Source organism: Chromobacterium sp. CCUG 76385, from assembly GCF_059916625.1.
In genome coordinates this window covers 45,338-65,382 of the sequence record NZ_JAUCGU010000004.1, presented here as the reverse complement: position 1 = coordinate 65,382, position 20,045 = coordinate 45,338, and the positions used below count along the sequence as shown (strand labels likewise).

20 protein-coding genes, 3 pseudogenes and 1 other annotated feature are annotated in these 20,045 nt (G+C 57.2%); of the genes and pseudogenes, 9 read left to right on the top strand and 14 right to left on the bottom strand.

The window, feature by feature from the left end:
- Positions 1-4 precede the first annotated feature (4 nt).
- From QUG01_RS04950 to QUG01_RS04935, 4 genes are all read left to right on the top strand, one after another.
- A complete protein-coding gene (locus QUG01_RS04950; protein ID WP_500829146.1) occupies positions 5-490 on the top strand; it encodes a type II CBASS E2 protein in 486 nt (161 codons plus the stop codon).
- Positions 480-1,478, top strand: a complete 999-nt coding sequence (locus tag QUG01_RS04945) for an S-4TM family putative pore-forming effector (RefSeq protein WP_500829145.1) — start codon at positions 480-482, stop codon at positions 1,476-1,478. Before QUG01_RS04950 ends, QUG01_RS04945 begins: the two co-directional genes overlap by 11 nt.
- An 80-nt stretch (positions 1,479-1,558) precedes the next feature.
- Entirely contained in the window at positions 1,559-2,422 is an 864-nt protein-coding gene (locus QUG01_RS04940; protein ID WP_500829144.1) for an SMODS domain-containing nucleotidyltransferase, read from the top strand.
- 258 nt (positions 2,423-2,680) lie between these two features.
- A complete protein-coding gene (locus QUG01_RS04935; protein ID WP_500829143.1) occupies positions 2,681-5,503 on the top strand; it encodes a UvrD-helicase domain-containing protein in 2,823 nt (940 codons plus the stop codon).
- Positions 5,504-5,743: 240 nt separating this feature from the next.
- Here the strand turns inward: QUG01_RS04935 and QUG01_RS04930 are convergent, their stop codons facing one another.
- Positions 5,744-6,259 (bottom strand): type IV toxin-antitoxin system AbiEi family antitoxin domain-containing protein, encoded by a 516-nt coding sequence (locus QUG01_RS04930; RefSeq protein ID WP_500829142.1) that lies wholly within the window; start codon positions 6,257-6,259, stop codon positions 5,744-5,746.
- Positions 6,260-6,271: 12 nt separating this feature from the next.
- Here QUG01_RS04930 and QUG01_RS04925 point away from each other — a divergent pair.
- Positions 6,272-7,443 (top strand): IS3 family transposase gene (locus tag QUG01_RS04925; RefSeq protein WP_500829141.1). Its coding sequence is split into 2 segments (ribosomal slippage): positions 6,272-6,530 and positions 6,530-7,443, totalling 1,173 coding nucleotides; the frame shifts between segments, so codons are not numbered across the junction.
- Here QUG01_RS04925 and QUG01_RS04920 read toward each other — a convergent pair.
- From QUG01_RS04920 to fliQ, 4 genes are read right to left on the bottom strand one after another with little or no spacing between them, the layout of a single operon-like run.
- Entirely contained in the window at positions 7,383-8,351 is a 969-nt protein-coding gene (locus tag QUG01_RS04920; protein WP_500829140.1) for an FHIPEP family type III secretion protein, read from the bottom strand. The genes QUG01_RS04925 and QUG01_RS04920 overlap by 61 nt on opposite strands.
- Entirely contained in the window at positions 8,348-9,451 is a 1,104-nt protein-coding gene (locus QUG01_RS04915; protein ID WP_500829139.1) for an EscU/YscU/HrcU family type III secretion system export apparatus switch protein, read from the bottom strand. Before QUG01_RS04915 ends, QUG01_RS04920 begins: the two co-directional genes overlap by 4 nt.
- A 3-nt stretch (positions 9,452-9,454) precedes the next feature.
- Positions 9,455-10,216, bottom strand: a complete 762-nt coding sequence (locus QUG01_RS04910) for a flagellar biosynthetic protein FliR (RefSeq protein ID WP_500829138.1) — start codon at positions 10,214-10,216, stop codon at positions 9,455-9,457.
- An 8-nt stretch (positions 10,217-10,224) separates the two neighbouring features.
- Positions 10,225-10,491, bottom strand: coding sequence for a flagellar biosynthesis protein FliQ (gene fliQ, locus QUG01_RS04905; protein ID WP_500829137.1), 267 nt, complete (start codon positions 10,489-10,491; stop codon positions 10,225-10,227).
- A gap of 373 nt (positions 10,492-10,864) precedes the next feature.
- On the opposite strand from fliQ, the pseudogene QUG01_RS04900 reads away from it, so the two are divergent.
- The 4 genes and pseudogenes from QUG01_RS04900 to QUG01_RS04885 all read left to right on the top strand — a co-directional run.
- Positions 10,865-11,178, top strand: a pseudogene (locus QUG01_RS04900) (transposase); the annotation flags it as partial.
- A gap of 50 nt (positions 11,179-11,228) precedes the next feature.
- Positions 11,229-11,965, top strand: a pseudogene (locus QUG01_RS04895) (IS3 family transposase); the annotation flags it as partial.
- Positions 11,507-11,623: a sequence feature (AL1L pseudoknot), on the top strand. (Overlaps the previous pseudogene by 117 nt.)
- Before the next feature lie 515 nt (positions 11,966-12,480).
- Complete coding sequence (gene ltrA / locus QUG01_RS04890) at positions 12,481-13,722, top strand: group II intron reverse transcriptase/maturase (RefSeq protein ID WP_500829136.1); 1,242 nt, start codon at positions 12,481-12,483, stop codon at positions 13,720-13,722.
- A 73-nt stretch (positions 13,723-13,795) separates the two neighbouring features.
- Positions 13,796-14,287 (top strand): annotated as a pseudogene (locus tag QUG01_RS04885) (IS3 family transposase); the annotation flags it as partial.
- Positions 14,288-15,282: 995 nt separating this feature from the next.
- On the opposite strand, the gene QUG01_RS04880 reads toward QUG01_RS04885, so the two are convergent.
- The 9 genes from QUG01_RS04880 to QUG01_RS04840 all read right to left on the bottom strand — a co-directional run bounded on the left by QUG01_RS04880 (position 15,283) and on the right by QUG01_RS04840 (position 20,039).
- Complete coding sequence (locus QUG01_RS04880; protein WP_500829135.1) at positions 15,283-16,323, bottom strand: HrpJ domain-containing protein; 1,041 nt, start codon at positions 16,321-16,323, stop codon at positions 15,283-15,285.
- Positions 16,316-16,981, bottom strand: coding sequence for a hypothetical protein (locus tag QUG01_RS04875; RefSeq protein ID WP_500829134.1), 666 nt, complete (start codon positions 16,979-16,981; stop codon positions 16,316-16,318). The genes QUG01_RS04880 and QUG01_RS04875 overlap by 8 nt, the downstream gene beginning before the upstream one ends.
- Positions 16,978-17,532: a type III secretion system domain-containing protein gene (locus QUG01_RS04870; protein ID WP_500829133.1), complete on the bottom strand. Its 555-nt coding sequence runs from the start codon at positions 17,530-17,532 to the stop codon at positions 16,978-16,980. Before QUG01_RS04870 ends, QUG01_RS04875 begins: the two co-directional genes overlap by 4 nt.
- A complete protein-coding gene (gene sctJ, locus QUG01_RS04865) occupies positions 17,529-18,230 on the bottom strand; it encodes a type III secretion system inner membrane ring lipoprotein SctJ (protein ID WP_345909981.1) in 702 nt (233 codons plus the stop codon). Before sctJ ends, QUG01_RS04870 begins: the two co-directional genes overlap by 4 nt.
- Positions 18,227-18,478 carry a type III secretion system inner rod subunit SctI gene (gene sctI, locus QUG01_RS04860; RefSeq protein WP_043627547.1) on the bottom strand — a complete coding sequence of 84 codons (252 nt, stop codon included), beginning with the start codon at positions 18,476-18,478 and terminating at the stop codon, positions 18,227-18,229. Before sctI ends, sctJ begins: the two co-directional genes overlap by 4 nt.
- Positions 18,475-18,744, bottom strand: a complete 270-nt coding sequence (locus QUG01_RS04855; RefSeq protein ID WP_106077197.1) for an EscG/YscG/SsaH family type III secretion system needle protein co-chaperone — start codon at positions 18,742-18,744, stop codon at positions 18,475-18,477. Before QUG01_RS04855 ends, sctI begins: the two co-directional genes overlap by 4 nt.
- A gap of 28 nt (positions 18,745-18,772) precedes the next feature.
- A complete protein-coding gene (gene sctF / locus QUG01_RS04850) occupies positions 18,773-18,991 on the bottom strand; it encodes a type III secretion system needle filament subunit SctF (protein WP_043627551.1) in 219 nt (72 codons plus the stop codon).
- Positions 18,992-19,002: 11 nt separating this feature from the next.
- Positions 19,003-19,722, bottom strand: a complete 720-nt coding sequence (locus QUG01_RS04845) for a helix-turn-helix domain-containing protein (RefSeq protein WP_500829132.1) — start codon at positions 19,720-19,722, stop codon at positions 19,003-19,005.
- Between the two features lie 95 nt (positions 19,723-19,817).
- Entirely contained in the window at positions 19,818-20,039 is a 222-nt protein-coding gene (locus tag QUG01_RS04840) for an EscE/YscE/SsaE family type III secretion system needle protein co-chaperone (protein ID WP_500829131.1), read from the bottom strand.
- Positions 20,040-20,045 lie beyond the last annotated feature (6 nt).

The window sequence follows — 20,045 nt, the reverse complement described above, 5'->3', positions numbered from 1 at the left end:
TACCATGCGCACGCATCCGTTCGTTTCGATTCCAACTCTGGCCGAACGGGCGCTGGAGCTTCGTAACCTCCAACTTTGGGACGCAAGCCTGAGGTTTCTATCGGGGCGTGGGTTGCACTACAGGTTTTATTTAATACCAAGTGAGTATGGTCGGACGTACGAGTGTGAGTTGCGCATAAAACCTGGTGCAATCGCACCGGAAATGTATGTGTTAAAACCGGATTTGATTGCATTGGCGGGTGACGCGCTGATACCCCACATTTATCCGGGAAAGGGACCTGGCATTCACCTGTGCCTCTGGCACCCAAAGAAGCGAGAGTGGTCGCCACAACTGCGATTAGCTGAAACGTATCTTGCCTGGACCACGCAATGGCTGTGGTACTTTGAGGATTGGCTTGCCACTGGCATATGGAATGGAGGCGGGGATCACCCTGCAGCAAGAAGAAACCGCTGGGATTCGCGAGCAAGAGAGGTAAACGTTGATTGCTGATTTCGAACAGGTTGATCAGTCGTGCCCACAAGATTGCTGCATAGAGCGGAGTAGAGACGAAGTCCTCTCCACCTCACATAAGATCGACGTTGAGCAAAATAAGCCCGAAATGATTGAACTGCTGCGTGCGCAGCGGCACTTTTATTCCCGCGCAAAGGTATATCAGAATTTTTTTTCCATACTCGCTCTCGCACTGCCGATAATCGGCTTGATATTTGGCACGAGGTTTCCGGCTATTCGGCCCTTTCTAGGATTCGGATCTATCTTGATATTGCTTCTAGAGGTGGGAATTATCTCCCGCAAGCAACGGGAGTGCTGTAAACGAGGCGCAAAGGTGCAGGAACAGTTCGATACTGAGGTGCTGAAGCTTGATTGGAATCGCCTGGTCGCAGGCGGAAAAGTCGATGCCGAAGATATTCGCGCCATTACGTCAACGCCACTGGCGGATGCGGAGCAAAAACGTCTTCTGGACTGGTATGAGCCAGCTATTTCTCGACTCCCCTTGGCGGTGGGGAGGTTGATTTGCCAGCGAACCAATTTTGCATATGATATGCGTGTGCGTAATGCGTACGCAGGAATTCTTTCCGGTTTCATGATAGTCCTCTTCGTGATCTTAACGTTGGTGGGTCTTTGTCACGATCTGTCAGGAAACGAATTAATTCTGAGCTTGTATTTACCAATGTTGCCATTCGCTGCTTTTATTCTGCGAGAGAGCCGAAAGCAATACGATACCATCGAGATGTTGACGACACTAAAAGGCGAAATCGATAAGCTGTGGGAGAGGGCACTTAACGGGGCATCGTCTAGTGAACTGACTGCTGGTTCGCGTGCGTTGCAAGACGCAATTTTCCGACATCGTGCGGCTAACCCACTCGTGTTCGACTGGCTGTATAGCACGCTTCGGACGCGAAACGAAGACCTCACGCAATACACAACAGAGAAATTGGTGGCCGAAGCTCAAAAAAAGCTGAGAACGGAGGGGCTATAAAAATCCGAATTTAATCTTAATTCACCCTTCTTTGTGGCGTGGCATTCTAAATTTTCTCGATGTGAATATGGAAAACCTATATGGCTTACACCGTAGAAGCCTCTTTCAACTCGTTCTATGAAAACATTAACTTGAGTGGTGATCATAGGCAAACGGCGAATGCACGTCGCGACAACATTGTGGCGGTACTGTCTAAGACGTTCGAGATAGTTGAGTCTTTTTCTACTGGATCGATCCCAAAGTTCACGGGGCTCAAGGCACACGCTGATTTGGATGTCATGGTGGTTTTGCACTATAGCAAGCACATTAAGGGCAAGACGCCAACGCAGGTTCTTCAAGACGTGCGTAATGTGTTGGCTGAATGGCGGACGGGTGCGCGTAAGAATGGGCAGGCTGTGACGTTGTACTACAAGACATGGCCCAATGTGGACATTGTCCCTGTGAGTCGGTTTATCAATAATGACAACACGGTTTCTCACTACGAAGTACCTGATAGCAATACGGACACATGGATTGCTTCACGGCCAAAGCTACATGCTAGTAATATTGAATCGAAATCTTCTTCTTGTGGATATAATTTCAGGCGGATCATTAAAATGATCAAGCACTGGAATAAGATTCATAGTAATTATCTTCAGAGCTACCATCTCGAAGTTTTGGCATTGAATATTTTCAACGAAAATATGGATGATACGCAGTGGGAAGTTTTCCAGTTCTTCGAAAAAGCCCGACCGCTGCTTGAAACCCCACTGTGGCATGAGCTTGGGTTTGTTGATGATTACCTGACGTACTCGGATCGTCGGGAGGTACTAAAACGCTTTGATACAGCTATTGAAAAGAGCCGACTTGCGTGGAGCAAGACTTATAACGGTAAGAATGACCATATGGGTGCCATAAATATTTGGAGACAGATTTTTGGCGATAAATTTCCTTCCTACGGCTGAAAATATGTCCCGTTCCGATTCAATTCGTACCTAAGGGTACAAGTAGACACGTACTAAGTTTTCCCTATGATGCTGTGTTGACTGGTCCGGATACCGTAGATAATCCCTCCCTCACGCAGAAGCGCGTTCAAAGGCTTCCGGACTTAGGCCGCGGGAGGCTGTAGTGGCGGGAACTTTGAGCAGCAAACTTGATTAGCGATTACCATTTGACCTGCAATGTTCAGTATAATATGCCAATTGCAAATAAATGCTTGAGTCATGAATACAACTTTTTCTCCTGGCTTCTTCGGTCGTCTCTTCACGAACACACCGCCCTGGACACTTAGCTTCTCGTCTCCCACACCTTCGCTTACATATGCCGGGCACCCTACAAGCCTTACTGCTGGAACCATCGCAGCAGGACGGGTTGTAGAAGGTCTCATTTGGGCCGACCTTACTATTGGCAAAAAGATACTTTCCGGCCTCACAAATGATCGAGCTCATGAGCTTCTCAAGGAAGCTAAGCGGCTCCATGACGATGCTGTAGCACGCACACTGCATGCCGAGAAAGAGGCTCTCCGCAAAGCGGAAGAAGAGCATCTCAAAACAGAATTCAGACGCCTGATCGAACCTATCTCTCGGCTCAATGCTGCACTCAACACCCTACTCAAAGGGCCGTGGTATATTCGGAAGGCGTTAATTCTTAACTTCCTTGCCGAGTGGAAGTCCGAACTTAACCTTTTGCGAGAGCTTGAAACACTTCTTGCGCACCCTTTCTTTGATCACGATACGTATGCCGATGCACGGCAACTCCTACTTGAGATTTTTTATCACGTTACGCCGCCGTACATTGGCTTCGAAAAACGCAATGAAGCCTTCGTCATCACAGAGAAAGAGCAATGGAGTGAATATTTCAAGACTGTTGAAAAAACAGAACTTACGGATGAGCAGCAAATTGGTGCCATCGTCCATGAAGATTGTAATCGTATTATTGCCGCTGCTGGCTCTGGAAAAAGCTCCACACTAGTCGCAAAAGTTGGGTATGCAATCAAAAAAGATTACGTAAAACCTCATCAAGTTCTTGCTCTGGCGTTTAACAATGATGCAGCAAAAGAGCTATCACAACGACTCACGCAGCGTTTAGGCCTCCCCATTAAAGCGCAAACATTCCATAGTTTGGGAAAAGAGATCCTTCTCAAGACTACCGGCCCAAAAGGGCTGCTCCGGCACCCTGCTATTCCACTCAAAAATCAACTGGAGCAGCTACTTCAAAAGGATGCTCACTACCGCACAAACTTTTACCTCCATTATGCAATTCATCATAAAGCAGAGCCTGTGCATGAATTTAGCTCAATTGCTGAGTATGAGGCGTATATCCGGCAAGTGGGCAAACGTGATCCGAAAATCAAAGAAAGATGGGGCATCCCTTCATTGCGTGGCGAGCATGTGCGTTCTTTTGAAGAACTTGCTATCGCGAACTGGCTCTACGTTCATGGGGTGGAGTACCGGTACGAAATACTCTATCCGCACGACATCGCAGAGACTGGCTGGAATAAATATGAACCGGACTTCAGCTACACACGCCCTGACGGTAGCACACTCTATCACGAACACTTTGCACTTCGGGAAGATGAGAGCTCGCCCTTTGGAGCATCCTATATCCAAGGTGCCAAGGAAAAGCGGAGGCTTCACGCAAAGCATAAGACAGCACTCATAGAAACTTGGAGTGCAGGTTTTCGCAATGGTCGGGTGTTTATTGAACTGGAAGATCAGCTCAAAGCGCATGGGGTGGCTTTCTCTCCCATGTCTACTGGAGAAATTGAGGCTGTACTCAAAGTAGCCCCCCATGGGGATTTTTTCCGATTGACAGGGGCATTAATAGCTCATGCCAAGGAAGCTGGGTATGATGAACAGGCACTACGCACACGCGCGAACAGTGTCCGTGATCAAGTACGTGCACAGAGCTTTCTCACCCTCTTTTTCCCGATATGGGAGCGCTATCAAGCCTATCTCAAACAAAGTAACCAAATTGACTTTGCAGACATGATTGGGACAGCGGCGGCACAAGTTGCTCAGGGAGCATATGAATCCCCTTATAAGCTGATCTTGGTCGATGAGTTCCAAGATATTTCACGCGGCCGCTCGAAGCTCGTACAAGCCATGCTAGCGCAGCACCAGGACTCGGTGCTGTTTGGGGTTGGGGATGATTGGCAGGCCATTAATCGCTTCGCAGGCTCAGACCTCTCAATCATGCGTAACTTTGAAGAGGAATTCGGAAAAACTGAGACAAACTATCTCCGCAAGACGTTCCGTAGCAACCAAGGGATTAGTACGGTCGCGGCCAAGTTTGTCAGTGAAAATACAGCACAGCTACCGAAAGATGTTGAGGCGGTACGCAAAGAGACAGAAGGCGTCGTACGCGTCGCTGAATTCTCCGACCTCGCCGATCAACAGCAGAAGATCAAAGCAAAACTTGAGGCACTGGCAGCAAAAGCACTTAATGAAAATCGAACGATTACAGTCATGCTTCTTGGCCGTTACAAATACAAGACTACTGATGCAATGCCGGAGGCCCTCGTTGAAGAGTGGTGTGCCCACTATGCAGGTCGCCTGACAATCATGCGTAAAGAGAAAGAAAAGAACGGCAAAAAAGTTCTCGAAGCACTTGATACCGTCCACAGTTCCAAAGGACTAGAGGCTGATTACGTCCTCGTACACAGCCTCCAAGCACAATACTACGGATTTCCCTGTGAGATTGAAGATGATCCTCTCCTCGCACTAGTCCTCGCGGAACATGAAGCCTTTTTATATGCCGAAGATCGCCGGCTCTTCTACGTTGCACTTACCCGCGCCAAAGAGGAAGTCACCCTCTACACCCTAATGAAACAGCCCTCACCATTCGTATTAGAACTCTTAGGAAAAGAGTACCGAAATATGGTGAAATTCGATGAAAAGACTGAAAAGCCGGAACCTTGCCCGCAATGCCGGCAAGGATACTTAATGCTCAAGGAGAGCAAATACGGACCTTTCATTGGCTGCTCTGCATTTCGCACCAACGGTTGTGAAGAGAAGAGGCAAATTGCAAAGGAAAGAATCCGATAGAAGCACGAGCATGCAATCCCAATCTGGCAACCTGTAGACAGCCTAGAAAAACCGCTCAGAGGCGGGGTCATCTTGTCTATCTCATGGCAGGCATTAAATACACAAATAGGCTGATTGCTAATATATTTTTGATAATGCATGCCATGCTGTGGATTCCGGTAAATCTGACCAGCCATACCGGCTGTAGCTGGACATTTCTATGCGGTGGCAATCAATGGTAGCTCAGTAGAAATTTCAGACCTAAGGCTTCAAAGTGAGCCGTTCACCATCACGAGTCCTATTTGACCAACGTTTTCCTGTACCAAGTCGATCTACATGCTTTTGAAGATTCCGCCCCCAGGGGTACTCACTCCACAAGCCTAGGTCTCGCACCAGCCTCACTACCTTTACCCGCTGGCAATGCGAGAGAAATTCGTCCAGCACCTGCGGCCGGATATTGCGCAAGGTCATCACAATATTGCGCGCTTCTTCAAGCGACTGTCCCTTGCCAATATCGCTAGCCAGCTCCAGTAGAGCTCGTTCCGGCACAGAGACCAGCACATTCGAATTTCCGTTGAGCAGTGACTTGAGCCCGCGCTCATATGGAAAGCTGTTATCGAATAGCCTAGTGGTTTGGTAGGAATACAGCATGCTCTCAGCAATCCAGGGCGGAAAATAATAGGACTGACAACCCCACAGCTGGACTCGCTCGCGAAATGCGATGTTTGAGGTTGGGCGCAGATTTCGGATACCAAGCGTAGCCAGGTAAACTGGCATACGGAGGTACCAATGTACAAGATTCCACGGCAGAGTTACACCGCCGAATTCAAACAAGAAGCCGTCCGGCAAGTTGAGTCTGAAGGCAAGCCTCAGGCCCAGGTCGCGCGTGAACTGGGCATTGCCGAGCAGACGCTCGCCAACTGGCGCAAAGCCCACAAGGCCGGCAAGTTGACCGGCGGCACGGGCAAGCCGATCACACCCGAACAGATGGAGCTCTCTCGCCTGCGTGCCGAAAACGCTCGCCTCAGGATGGAGCTCGAAATCCTGGAAAAAGCGACGGCGTACTTCGCGAAGAAGTCGCAGTGAAGTACGCCTGGATCGACAAGATGCGCGACACCTACCCCTTGCAATCGCTGTGCCGCTTGCTGTCTGTCAGCACCAGTGGCTTTGCCGACTGGAAAGGCTGCGGCGGCCCGACGCTGTGGCTGTCAGATGCCCAGCTTCTGGCGCTCATCCGCAGCGTTCACGCCGAGTTTAACGGCGCTTACGGCTCACCCAGGATTTACCAGGAGCTGAAATCGCGCGGTTTCCCGATCAGCAAGGCTCGCATCCGCCGGCTGATGACGCTACACGGCATCCGCGCCAGGCACAAGCGGCGCTATAAGGCGACGACGAACAGCAAGCATGCATTGCCAGTGGCTCCCAACCTGCTGAATCGGCAATTTGACGCGGGAGCGCCGGATCAAGTCTGGACAACCGACATCACCTATATTCCGACCCGAGAGGGCTGGCTGTATCTGGCCGTCGTGATGGACCTGTACAGCCGTGTGATTGTCGGCTGGGCGATGGATGGCCGGATGACGCGGGAGCTGGTGATGGACGCGCTGCGGATGGCGCGCTTTCGGCGCAAACCAGCCTCTGGGCTTCTGCATCATTCGGATCGCGGCAGCCAGTATTGCAGTCATGATTACCAGGCGTTGCTGGCCGAATACGGCATGCGGGCGTCGATGAGTCGCAAAGGCAATTGCTGGGACAACGCGCCGATGGAGAGCTTCTTCAACAGTTTGAAAAATGAACGCGTCTTCCACGAAGACTACGCCACGCGGGCGGATGCCAAGCAAGACCTCTTTGAATACATCGAGGTGTTTTACAATCGAAAACGCCGCCATTCATCCCTGGGTTACCGCACCCCGGAGCAGCAGTACGCAGCTTGGTTCGAGGAAGCAGGAAAGGCAGCATAGGCGCTACGTTGGGATCCGGAAATCGCGCCCAAGCTCATGCCCACCAGAGCCAGTGCGCCGGCTACCATCAGCAAAATATTGGGATAGGAGGTGAACTGACCGAGCACCTCGCTGCTGAGCCTATCGTCCGATGCCGAACGGGTGATGATGATGCCGGTTCCCACCGAGATCACCAGCGCGGGAACCTGGGTAACGATGCCGTCGCCGATGGTAAGCAAGGTATAGGTCTGCAGCGCCTCCTGCCATGGCATGCCATGCTGCGCCATGCCCACGGCAAAGCCACCAATGATGTTGATCAACATGATGATGATGCCGGCAATGGCGTCGCCCTTGACGAACTTGCTGGCGCCATCCATGGCACCGTAAAAACCTGCCTCTTTCTCTAGTTCCTTGCGGCGACGCTGCGCCTCAGCCTGGTCGATGAAGCCCATATTGAGATCGGCGTCTATGCTCATCTGCTGGCCAGGCATACTGTCCAGGGTAAAGCGAGCGGCCACCTCGGCCACCCGCTGAGCGCCGCTGGTCACTACGACGTACTGCACCACTACCAGTATCAGAAACACGATTACGCCGATTACGTAATTGCCGCCGACAACATAAGAGCCAATGGCGCCGATGACATGGCCAGCATCGCCATCAGACAAAATCAAACGAGTGGCAGATACATTGAGGGAGAGGCGGAACAATGTGGCGATCAGCAAAACCGATGGAAACGTAGAGAACTCGACCGGCTTGCGGACATAAAAAGTAAGCAGCAGGACGAACAGGGCCAGGCTGAAGTTGCACAGCAGCAAACCATCCAGCACGCGTGGCGATACCGGCGTAAACAACACGAACAAAATACCGACCATCAGCAAAATGATCGAAATATTCGCGCCCTCCTTGAACAACCTGATCAAACCACTCATTCAACCACACCCATCCCCTTGCCCGCCTGACCGGCGGGGCCGCCCCTTTTCACTTTGAAAGCCCAGACCAAGGCCTTGGCAACCGCGCCGAAATAATTTTCGGGAATCCACTCATCCACGCCGACGTCGTTGAACAGCCCTCGAGCCAGCGCTTTGTTCTCCAGAATCGGCACCCCGTGCCGCCTGGCCATTTCCCTCATCTTCAACGCCATCTCCCCCGCGCCCTTGGCCAGCAGCCGGGGCGCGGCCATCTCTCCGCGCCGATACTGGATCGCCAAGGCAAGATGGGTTGGATTCACCACCAACACATCAGCTTCCTTAACCCTGGACATGGCCTGGGTTTTCTGCAGAAACTGCAGGCGGATCTCCTTCAGCTTGGACTTGATCCGCGGATCCCCCTCGCGCCGCTTGTATTCCTCTTTCACCTCGCGCTTGGACATCCTGAGTTTCTTGCTCAGCGTCCGGCGGACAAATAACCAGTCAGCTGCCGCCGCTAACAGCATGGCCAGCAGCATGTAACGCAACACCCGCATCGCGGCGTCAGCCGTAGCCGCCGCAACTTGCCCCGCCCCCGCTCCTGTGAGCAACAGCCAATCCGGCAACAGGCTGCACACCACCTCGTACAGCACCAGCGAAAAAAACACGAACTTCAGGCTGGACTTGGCCGCCTCGAACAGAGAGCGCATAGTGAACAGCCGCTTGAAACCCTCGACCGGATTCAGCTTTTGCCAGTCTGGCTTGAGCGGTTCAGTCGAAAACACCAGGCCTGCCTGCGCCATGCCAGCCAAAATCGCGGCCAAAGCCAGCAGGAGCCAAAGCGGAGCTACCGCCCGCATCAAGGCCATGACCAATTCGCGCAGCCAGACTGCCAGCGAATCTTGCGCGAATGACCACTCGTCAGCACGAGACAACAGCGTGGAAAAAATACTTAGGCACTGTCTGACGAGGCGCGGCCCCAGGGTGGCCAATGCCGCCAACAGAGCCAACGCCGCGGCGCTTGCCAACACGTCCTGGCTGCGCGCGACGGACCCCTTCTTGCGTGCCTCCTCGCGTTTATGAGGTGTCGCCTCTTCTGACCGATCCTGCTCTTGCTCGGCCATTTCTCAGCCCGCCTGGAATTTGGCCAGATAATCGAACACCGACGCCAACCAACGCTCGAAGAAGGACCCCAACCGGGGTAGCATCACGGCCAGCACCGCCAAACCCACGCCAACCTTCACCGGCATGGCCATGATGAAAGCGTTAAACTGCGGCATGGAGCGAGAAATCAATGCCACCCCAACATCAATAGCGAACAAAGCGATCAGCAACGGCGCCGCCAAGGCCAACGCCAACAGAAACAGTACGCCAAATTGCGCCACCGCCATCTCGGCCAATTGCAAACTTGCCGCCTGGCCGACCGGCAAGCTCTCCAGCAACAGGGCCATCGCATGCAACAGCATATGGTGGCCGTTCACCGCATACAGATAAGCCACGGCCAACAACTCAAACATAAGACCAATCACCGACCCGCTCTGCCGGGTCATCGGACTGATCACCCCCGCCAGCCCAAAACCGATCTGCGTATCCAGCACGCGGCCGGCAAAGGACAGCGCGCCAAATGCCGCCTGCACGCCAAAGCCGAGTAGAACGCCAATGAAAAGCTCCGTCATCGCCTGCCCGGCCAACACCCAGCCGTTGGCCGGCAGCGGCAAACTCAGCCGCATCCCGTATGCCAGCAAGCCAGACAGCGATATGCCCAATAAACCACGCACCGGACCCGGCAGATTGGCCGTTCCCAATACCGGGGACAGCAGCACTGGAGCCAGGCGCACCGACAACAGGAAGGTGGCATACAACCAGCCGGCATCGAGCGAAAAGTGCATGACAGAATTCAAAACAGAGAAGGGATGCTGCCGATCACGCTGACGGCATAATTCACCAGCGACTTCAACATCCATGGCCCAAACATCAGCAAAGCGGCGAAAACCGCTAGCAGTTTGGGCACAAAGGCGAGAGAGGCATCCTGGATCTGCGTCACAACCTGGATCACGCTAACCAACACCCCGACAACCAGGCTGAAAAGCAGAATCGGCCCCGCAATGGCCAACGCCATCCAGACCATCTGAGACATCAACTGCAATGACAAATCGCTATTCATGCGAAGAACTTACAAGACTTTTATTTGGCATGTTATCAATTACAAATTTACGCTCAAAAACACATAAAATTTACACTTATGGCATTATGTTAACAAATGCGTGAACTTTTACAAAATAATTTGTTCTTGTTTACATATTTTAGCTTCTGTTTGTTCTGTTGCATGCATAGATGACAAGTCAGCCGCCTTTGAACCACGTGCTTTAAATCCATTTGGCACGACATGGATATGCAGTCTAGTTAGCGGATCTGATTCAATTTTGACAAACCCATCCCTCTATACCCCCCCAGCCCTGACCTCCTCCCGCAAAAACGTAGCCGCGAAAAGTAGAGATTTCTGGCAAATTTAAGCCCATTCGGGCAGGAGATTTGTCATGAAAAAATCGAAGTTCACCGAAGAACAGATTGCCTTCGCGTTGCGCCAGGCCGAGTCCGGCACCACCGTCGCCGAGGTCTGCCGCAAGATGGGTGTCTCCGAAGCCACCTTCTACAACTGGAAGAAGAAATACGGCGGCCTGGGTGTCAGCGAATTGCGCCGCCTGAAACAACTAGAAGAAGAGAACGCCCGTCTCAAGCGCATGGTCGCCGACCTGAGCCTGGACAAGCAGATGCTGCAGGAAGTCATCCAAAAAAAGCTGTGAGGCCGACCCGCAAACGCGAGTTGGCCAACTTCCTGATCGACGCGTACTGAAGCGCCCCGGGTTTCGCGGAGGCTCCCTCACTTGAGAGAATGGAGCCATGAGCAAATCCACCAAGTTTTCCCCAGAAGTCCGCGAGCGCGCTGTGCGCATGGTCTTTGACGCCAAGGATCAGTACGAATCGCAGTGGGCCGCGATTGTTTCTATTGCCGCCAAGATCGGCTGCACCGCCGAAACGCTGCGCCGCTGGATACGCCAGCAAGAGCGCAATGCCGGCCAGGGCGATGGCCCGGCGGGCACCGAAGCCGCACGCGTCAAAGCACTCGAGCGCGAAGTGCGCGAACTGAAGAAAGCCAACGAGATCCTGCGGCTGGCCAGCGCATTTTTCGCGCAGGCGGAGCTCGACCGCCGCTTCAAGTCGTGAGAGCTTTCATCGACGCGCACCGTGAGCGCCTTGGGGTCGAGCCGATTTGCCGCATCTTGCAGGTCGCCCCGTCCGCCTATCGCCGCTACGTCGCCCGGCAGCGAGATCCTGCCTTGCGCAGCCCTCGAACCCAGCGTGACGACAGATTAAGCGTTGAGATCAAGCGTGTCTGGCAGGTTAATCAGCAGGTGTACGGCGCCGACAAGGTTTGGCGTCAGCTTCGGCGCGAACACATCGCCGTGGCGCGCTGCACCGTCGAGCGACTGATGCGGCAGCTCGGCTTGCGTGGCGTCCGCCGCGGCAAGGCGGTTCGCACCACTCGTCCCGATCCGGCGGCAGCGTGTCCGCTAGACCGGGTCAATCGGCAGTTTGTCGCGGAGCGGCCAAACCAACTCTGGGTCTCGGACTTCAGTGTGCCGCAGCAAGCGGCGTAAGAGATGAGGGTATGGCCCCTCGCCATCGGCTTGCAGGAGCGGGTGGCAAACCACCATGAGCGGCTTGGGTCAAAAGCCCCGGTCGTGAGCGTCATGGAAAAGGCGTCGTCAAAGACGTCAGGTATGGATTATGGAAGACGAACAACCGTGAACTGCCGCTCAAGTGTCGAAAGTACTCAGATGACATCAAAACCGGGGAGTGATGTTGCCCCGCGATCAGTCGGGACGATACCTGCTTACGGTCCCGTCGGTGTCCGGCATAGAGGCAGCGTCAGCCTGATTCGGGCTCTTACGTTGAACTGCGGGAACCTTCGATGGCGATGCCAAGCGAAAGGCGCAAGCCCGAAAGGCAAGGCCGATAATAGCGATGCGCCATCAAGGGGCGGAGCAGCTCGTAGTAGTGTTGAGGCCGCTGTAATGGCGGTGGAGCGAAGGGGCTGCGTCATCCTGGTCAGCGGTGGTGTCAACTGCACAAGCAGGAGGAGCACGACCTCATGACCAAACCGTTTGACATTCCGAAAGCGTTAATCTGGAAAGCATTTCAATGTGTTAAGGCGAACGGCGGCGCCGCAGGCGTCGACCGCGAGTCGATTGAGCAATTCGAGAGCCGCTTGGGCGACAACCTGTACAAACTCTGGAATCGACTCTGCTCCGGTAGCTATTTCCCGCCGCCGGTCAAAGGGGTTCCGATTCCAAAGAAGTCAGGTGGTATGCGCATGTTGGGAGTTCCCACCGTAGCTGATCGGGTGGCGCAGACGGCGGTTAAGCTCCTACTGGAGCCGAAAATCGATCCGATGTTCCATCCGAATTCCTATGGCTATCGTCCTGGGCGCTCTGCCCACGATGCGATTGCCTTGGTGCGGCGGCGCTGCTGGGACTACGACTGGGTTGTGGAATTTGATATCAAAGGTCTCTTTGACAACATCGATCATGATCTACTCCTGCGCGCGCTCAAGAAGCACTGCCAGACCTCGTGGGTGCTCCTGTATGTGGAGCGTTGGCTGAAAGCGCCAATGCAGACTGCAGCCGGAGAACGCCTGGAACGGACGCGCGGCACGCCACAAGGCGGTGTCGTGAGCCCGTTGCTGGCCAACCTGTTCCTACACTACGCCTTCGATGTCTGGGTCACCCGGAATCTCAAGAGCGTGCGGTTCTGCCGCTACGCCGATGATGGGGTGGTCCACTGCAAGAGCTTGGCGCAAGCCAAACTGGCGTTAGACAGGATAGGTGCGTGGTTCCGCGAGTGCGGGCTTGAATTGCATCCGGGCAAGACAAGGATCGTCTACTGCAAGGACGTCAATCGACCGGCAGCCCATCCGGACGTGCAGTTCACCTTCCTCGGATATACCTTCCGGCCGCGCAAAGCGGTAGACAAGCATCAGCGGGTCTACGTGAACTTTGCGCCGGCGGTCAGCCGCGATGCCCTCAAAGCAATGCGGCAGACCATCCGAGGCTGGCATGTCCAACTGATGTGCGACCGCGAACTGCACGATCTGGCTGCAATGTTCAATCCGGTCCTGAGGGGATGGCAGCAGTACTACGGCCGCTTCCATGGATCGGCGATGTCGGCGATCTGGAAACACATGAATGGCTATCTGGCGCGCTGGATGATGCGCAAGTACAAGACGCTTGCTCGCCATAAAACGCGAGCAATACGCGCTCTTGGGCGACTTGCGCGTCGGTTCCCGACTGCCTTCGTGCACTGGGAAATGGGATGCTTACCTACGGTTGGATGATGGGAGCCGGATGAGTCGAGAGGCTCACGTCCGGTTCTGCGAGGGGCTGGGGGTGAAACTCCCCTGGCCTACTTACCCCTATGTGTCGACCTGGCAGGGTTTCGTCTACGTCGCTTTCGTCGTCGACGTCTTCGCCCGCTTTATCGTGGGCTGGCGCGTCAGCCGCAGCATGCACACCGGGTTTGTGCTCGACGCGCTGGAGCAAGCGCTGTGGGCGCGGCAGCCGAGTCGCGACGCTTTGATCCACCACAGCGATCGCGGCTCGCAATACGTCTCGATTCGCTACAGCGAACGGCTGGCCGAAGCAGGCATCAAGCCCTCGGTTGGCAGCACGGGCGATAGCTACGACAACGCGTTGGCCGAGACGATCAATGGCTTGTACAAGGCAGAGGTCATCCATCGGCGCGGACCGTGGAAGAGCCTGGAAGCGGTGGAGCTGGCGACGCTGGAATGGGTGGCGTGGTTTAATCACCACCGCTTGCTGGCGCCGATCGGTTACATTCCACCGGCGGAGGCAGAAGCACACTACTATCGCAGTCTGAGTGAGCAGGCCGTGCTGGTCTGACTCACACAAAACAGCCTCCGCGAAAACCGGGGCGCTTCAATAGCGTTATGACAGTTCTTGGTACCAGCTATATGTATGTGCGTGACATTGCAAATGTGGACATCCGCGTGATTGCAAGCCCCTGATTTGCTCCGAGATACCACACAGCACGCCTGCCTCCCGAAGGGCTGTTTTTCTGAGAACTGCTGAAATTTCGGTCAAAAAACTGCACTACCACTCTGGCCAACGATCGGTCGCCAGAGCTGAAGGCAAGGCAGCAGTTCGCTTTATGTGGAGTTCCGCATATGACCGAACTTCACATGCACTGGCGGCCACCATCAGCACTAGTGGCTAGCAATGGCCAGCTACTACCGGCACAGCCGGCCAGATTCACCGGAATCTGCACCAAGAGAGCATCAGTGAGTCTGGGGGTGAGTAAAACATCGGCATCTACTGTGACCAATGTGGACGTTAACTAGCCGCGACTATGAAAGACCGGTCAGGGTCGAGAGATCGCTCTCTCCGTTGCAGGAAGCCGACGCTCGGTGCCGGAGACAGAGAAATGGCCGGTATGTGGCTGAGTAGACGCTCAGGACTAATGGGGTGACGGACCGCTTTGGCTGATGAACAGCCTTCTAGGTTGTGCTAAGTGTCAGAAGAGGGCCTTTCGCCAAGCTGAGCACAGCTAGTCGATCGACAAATACTTTACACTAGGTGATCTTTACACATTCCTCTATCCATTAATATTTTTCCCAATTAAATCATAAGTTTGAAGAAAAACTTGCTCGTATCCGGTTCCGGTTACCGTTCTGAGCCCGGACAAAAGGCCGCCCGCCTAGTCTGGCCGGAAGCCCCAATGCAATCAATCGCGTTGAAGGGCATCCGGCCTTTTCCAATTTGGGCAGGCAAGCGACATCTCCCAGGCGCGTCAGCCTTTTGCGCGGGAAAGAGTTGACCGAGCACCGCCTTGGCTCAGCCACGGCCGTTCAACCGGCCTCGGTCAACTGTTCAAACTCTCAATCCAGGCTGCGGTCCCGCAGCTCGGCAATCGCGTCTTCCAGCTGTTTTTTCTGCTCGGCGTCGCCAAAGCAATCGTCCGCCAGCAGCTGCACCAAACGCCCCAAAGCATGGGCGACGCGATAGCGTTGCGCGTCCGGCAGCGGCGGCAGCGCTTCGGCCACGCTGTCGGCATTGACCCAGACCTGCTCCACCAGCGTCACCACGCTGGCCAGCAAGGTCTCGCCGCGCAGCTCCGCCATGGCCAGGGCTGCGGCGGCCTGGTCGCAGTGCGCTTCCAGCCCGAGAATGCGCAGCAGTTGCTTGAGATCGCCGATGACGGCGGCGAGATGGCTGCCGACGATAGGCTGCCCGCTAGCCGATAGTTCATAGGACAGCACCCGCAGCATGACGCGCAGCTTGCGCTGCCGCCCTTCGCGCTCGCCCAGCGCTTCCAGCCATTGCGACAGCTTCTGCTTGGGCGCGCTGGCGCGATGGTAAAGGCGGGCCAATTCCTGGCGCAGCGCCGGCGTGGGCGCGCCGTACTCCAGCGCGCCGAACAGCGAAAGCGCCAGCGTATCGTCCTCGGCCAGGCTGGCCAGCGCCTCCTCCAATCGACGGCGCAGCCGCGGGTCCGGTTTGCCCCGCGCCAGCCATGCCGCAAGCTGCAAGGCGGCGCGGCCGGGGTCCGGCGTTTGCGACTGCAAGGCTACCAGCAGTTGCGGCGCGCGCAGCCAGTCCTGCGGGCCGGACAGCAAGCTGTCCAAGTCCGCCGCCTCCACCGCGGCCAATTCCGCCACCAGTTTCTGCATCAGTACCCTGCCACGCACATTGTCCTGCCCGGCCGACCCGCGCTTGGTGTCGCGCAGCCTGCCGCCCAGGGCGAAGCTCAGGTCTTCCTGGGTTTCCGCCAGCGCGTCGCTTTCAAATTCCAGCAATTCCGCCTGCGCCTGCGCCAGCACCGACTCGGTTGGCGCGGCGCGGTCTTGACGCGCCGTCGCCAGATTGTCTTCGACATTGCCCAGCGCGCCGCCGGGGCTGATCTGATCCAGTCTAAGCATGCGCTACCCTCTCCGGCACTCCCGCCAATTGTTGCAATACCCTGGCCTGATGCGCGGGTTCGTCCAGATGGATGCGCACCAGCCCGTTGTCCAGTCTGGCCTGACCGGACGCCAGGCCGGAATCGGCCATCACCTTGACTTCCGGCGCGCTTGCCCAGACGCGGGCGGCCGCGGCCAGCGCAGAGGGCGCCACGCACAGCGTGACGCGGCCGCGCGGCAGTAATTCGGCCACCTTGCGCTCCACTCGGCGCAGCAACAGCTGGTTCTGGTCGCTTTGCCCCAGCACCTCCTCCAGTACGCGGGCGGTGAGCGTCCGCCAGCGCTGCGCCAGCTCGCGGGCGATCAATTGCTCCATGTCCTGTTCGCAGCACAGCCATTGCACGGCTTCGTCCACGGCCTCATCGCGCGCCTGGCGGCGGATGGCGGCGGCATCTTGCCTGGCGGCCTGGCGCAAGGCTTCGGCTTCGCGTCGCGCCTGCGCCAGCTCTGCCTGAGCCTGGCGGCGGAGCGCCTCGGCATCCTCGCGCGCGGCGGCACGCAGCAACTCCAATTCGCCGGCCAGATCCCGCCGCGTCTCCAATTCCGCGGCGCGGATCACGCAGCCTGCCGGCAGCGGGCCGGGCAGCGTGGCCACGGCCAGATTCAGCGGATTGTTCATAACCACCTCAACAGCTTCTGCAGCACCGGCTCCACGGGCTGCGGCGGCGCCAATAAGGCAGATGGCGGCCACAGCAGCCTGCACAGACGCAGCGCCGGGGCCGCAGCATCCGCCAGCCAGGCGGCGCCGATCTCGCAGGCCCGGGCCGGCAGCATGGCCGGCGTCAGATCGGCGCGCGCTCCTTCCAATGGCAGCAATGCCTGCAACTGCGCTAGCGCCCTGCCGTCCAGCCTGCTGGATAGCGCCTCGCGGTACGGTTTGAGCAAGACGTAGTCGGGGCAGCGCAATGCCCAAAGTCCCAAGGCCATGCGCAAGGCCTCGCGACGCGGCTCATCGGCCAGCAGTGGCTCTGCGAGCGCGGACAGCGGCGGCGCCGCGCCAGCCTGCCCCAGCCGGCGTGCGATCAAATCGTCCAGCGGCGGACGCAGCAAGGGCTGCTGCGCGTAAGGCTCGCGCCAGGAGGCAAGATCCAGCGCCGCCCACCAGCCGGCATCCATTTCTTGTCCGGGCTGATGCCATAGCGCATACAAGCGCCGCCGCGCCGGGTTCATGCGGCGGCTCCCGGCCGACGGCGCCGCCACATCGCCACGGCGGCGCACACGCCCAGCAGCGCGGTCCCGCCGGCCGCGGCGATGGCCGGCCATGGCGTCTGCCGCGCGACGGGCGCCGGCGGCAGGTAGCGGTATTCGGCGCGCTGCAGCGTCAGCGTGATGCGATCCGGCGCCAGCCCCGGGATGCCGTCGCGCACCAAGGCGCGGATTTCCGCCTCGCGCGCCGGCAGGTTGATCTCCGGGCTGTACTTGATGAACACCGCGGCGGATGACGGCGCAGGCGCCTCGCCATCGACGGCGCGCGGCTCGGCCACCGACACCTCGGCCGTGATCACGCCGTCCATGCTGCCCAGCATCTTCTCCAGCTGCTGGCTCTTGAGATAGTTGAGCTTGGCCTCCTCCTGGGCGGGAGAGGACACCAGCTGCCCGCTGGGAAACAGGTTCTGCATGGTCACCGTCTTGCGCTTGGGCAGGCCGTTCTGGCGCAGCACCTCGACGGCGTCGACGAAGCGGTCCTCTTCCACCCGCAGCGAGACGCCGTCCTTGCCCACCTGTTTATCCGCCGGTATCTTGTTGTAGATGAGCAGGGCCAGCATCTGATTGGCCTCGGTTTCGTCCAGCTTGCTGTACAGCTCGCTCTTGCAGCCGGCCAACAGCGGCAAGGCGAGCAACAGCAGGACCCATGGCGAGGTTTTCATTGCATGTTCACCAGCTTGTTGATCGACTGGGTCAGCGATCCGGCCACCTTGGCCGTCAGTTCGGTGCCGACGGCCAGTTCATTGAACGCGCTTTGCGCGGCGAACAAGGCGCCGGGCTCGTCGGCGGCCTTGGGGTTGTTCAAGAGTTCCGCGAAGCGTTGCTGCGCCGACAGGCTGGGCTGAGCCGGCTCGGCCTCGCCCAGGGGAGCGATGGCGGCCAGGGCATGGGTGATGGCTTCGATAGTCATGATCCGGACTCCTTTGAGGAAGACTTCAGCAAGGCGCGCAGCGGGGCGCAATCGTCATCCGGCAGGCCGGCGAGCTTGGCCGCGGCGGCGCTATGGCGGCCCAGGCCAAACAGCAGCAGGGCTTCGCAGCGCGCCAGCTGGTCGGCATCGTCCAGCCAGTCCGGCAGCGCGGCCAGGATGTCGTGCATTTCGGCGCGCAAGCCGTGATTGACGGCGGCGAAGCCGGCCTCGACGATGGTGCGCGCGATGGGGTGTGAGGCATTCATGGGTCTGCTCCTGATTCAACTGGCGCGCTTAGCCGATTTTGGAAATGATGCCCATCATCATGTCCTTGACCGCCTTCATGACCGAGCTCTCGTAGCCGATCATCACCGAATACTGCTGCAGCGCGTATTGCGACTTCAGCATGGCTTGCGGATCGTTCTGCACATTGGCGTTCATCGCCGCTTCCGCGTCGTTGGCGGAGCGGGTGACCTGGCTGCCCATCTGGGCGACAAGCGAGTCGATGTTCATGTGAATCTCCTTCAGAACAGCAGCGACGGCGCCAGCGTGAGCGGCAGGGATTCGCGGCGGACATCGCTGGGCGACATCTGAAAATGGCGGCGGAAGCTGTCGGAAAAATGCGCGGCATTGCAAAATCCCGATTCAAGCGCCACATCGATCACCTTTTTGGTGGTGGTCTCCAGCAAGCCGCGCGCATGCTCCAGGCGCTGCGCGAGCAGCCAGTGCTTGGCGGACATGCCAAACTTTTCCTTGAACAATTGGTTGAACTTGCGCGGCGGCAGACCCAGCGCATCGGCGTAACGCGCGATGGGCCAGGGCTCCAGACGGTGACGGTGGATGAAATCGAAAAGGTCGATGTCGGCCGCCACCAGATAACGCAGCAGCGCGGCGCAGCGTTCGCCATCGATGGCCAGGCAATACGCCAGGACGAAACGCAGCATGGTCTCGTCGTCGACGTCGGCCAGTTGCGCCACCGCATGCAGCAGGCCCTCATCCGCCGGCACCGCGTACGGCGTGTTCGGCGCCGCGCAACCGCCATGGTCGGCGAGCAGAGGCTGCATTTCCCGATAAACCGGCTGCAGACAAGAAGCGGGAAAACTGTAGCAACGGGCGGAGGCCGGCAACTCGAACGCCGCGCCGCCCGCCATCAGCCACAAGCCAGGCCGCTCCGCGGCGGTGTCGTTCCCGTCCAAGCGCAACGCGCCGGCTTGCGGGGCGAGGATGATGTGCAGACTGAACATCGCGCACTCCTTGGTTGACTTGGTGGGACCATCATCACGCGGGGCCGGCCATGACCCCATCAGGTCATCACCTGAATTGGGGAAAATGAAACTCGCTACGAGTGCAAGCGGCTCCATACCGTATCCACCACCCGCATCGCCGCCAGGGCGGCCAGACGCTGCCGCTCCAGGCTGGCGTAGCGCTCCGCGCTCTGCGGCTCGCGCTGCGCCCGTCCCAGCGCCATCACCGTCGCGTTCAAGGCGTCGAGCAAGGCCCGGCGCTGATGGCCGGACGCATCGGCGGCCAGGCGGTCTTCCAGTTCGGTCAGGGTGTGCATGTCTAG

Coding starts and splice junctions, on each gene's coding strand:
- QUG01_RS04950 (WP_500829146.1), top strand. CDS start 5: ATGCGCACGCATCCGTTCGTTTCGATTCCAACTCTGGCCGAACGGGCG.
- QUG01_RS04940 (WP_500829144.1), top strand. CDS start 1,559: ATGGCTTACACCGTAGAAGCCTCTTTCAACTCGTTCTATGAAAACATT.
- QUG01_RS04935 (WP_500829143.1), top strand. CDS start 2,681: ATGAATACAACTTTTTCTCCTGGCTTCTTCGGTCGTCTCTTCACGAAC.
- QUG01_RS04930 (WP_500829142.1), bottom strand. CDS start 6,259: ATGCCAGTTTACCTGGCTACGCTTGGTATCCGAAATCTGCGCCCAACC.
- QUG01_RS04920 (WP_500829140.1), bottom strand. CDS start 8,351: ATGAGTGGTTTGATCAGGTTGTTCAAGGAGGGCGCGAATATTTCGATC.
- QUG01_RS04915 (WP_500829139.1), bottom strand. CDS start 9,451: ATGGCCGAGCAAGAGCAGGATCGGTCAGAAGAGGCGACACCTCATAAA.
- QUG01_RS04910 (WP_500829138.1), bottom strand. CDS start 10,216: ATGCACTTTTCGCTCGATGCCGGCTGGTTGTATGCCACCTTCCTGTTG.
- fliQ (WP_500829137.1), bottom strand. CDS start 10,491: ATGAATAGCGATTTGTCATTGCAGTTGATGTCTCAGATGGTCTGGATG.
- ltrA (WP_500829136.1), top strand. CDS start 12,481: ATGACCAAACCGTTTGACATTCCGAAAGCGTTAATCTGGAAAGCATTT.
- QUG01_RS04880 (WP_500829135.1), bottom strand. CDS start 16,323: ATGCTTAGACTGGATCAGATCAGCCCCGGCGGCGCGCTGGGCAATGTC.
- QUG01_RS04875 (WP_500829134.1), bottom strand. CDS start 16,981: ATGAACAATCCGCTGAATCTGGCCGTGGCCACGCTGCCCGGCCCGCTG.
- QUG01_RS04870 (WP_500829133.1), bottom strand. CDS start 17,532: ATGAACCCGGCGCGGCGGCGCTTGTATGCGCTATGGCATCAGCCCGGA.
- sctJ (WP_345909981.1), bottom strand. CDS start 18,230: ATGAAAACCTCGCCATGGGTCCTGCTGTTGCTCGCCTTGCCGCTGTTG.
- sctI (WP_043627547.1), bottom strand. CDS start 18,478: ATGACTATCGAAGCCATCACCCATGCCCTGGCCGCCATCGCTCCCCTG.
- QUG01_RS04855 (WP_106077197.1), bottom strand. CDS start 18,744: ATGAATGCCTCACACCCCATCGCGCGCACCATCGTCGAGGCCGGCTTC.
- sctF (WP_043627551.1), bottom strand. CDS start 18,991: ATGAACATCGACTCGCTTGTCGCCCAGATGGGCAGCCAGGTCACCCGC.
- QUG01_RS04845 (WP_500829132.1), bottom strand. CDS start 19,722: ATGTTCAGTCTGCACATCATCCTCGCCCCGCAAGCCGGCGCGTTGCGC.
- QUG01_RS04840 (WP_500829131.1), bottom strand. CDS start 20,039: ATGCACACCCTGACCGAACTGGAAGACCGCCTGGCCGCCGATGCGTCC.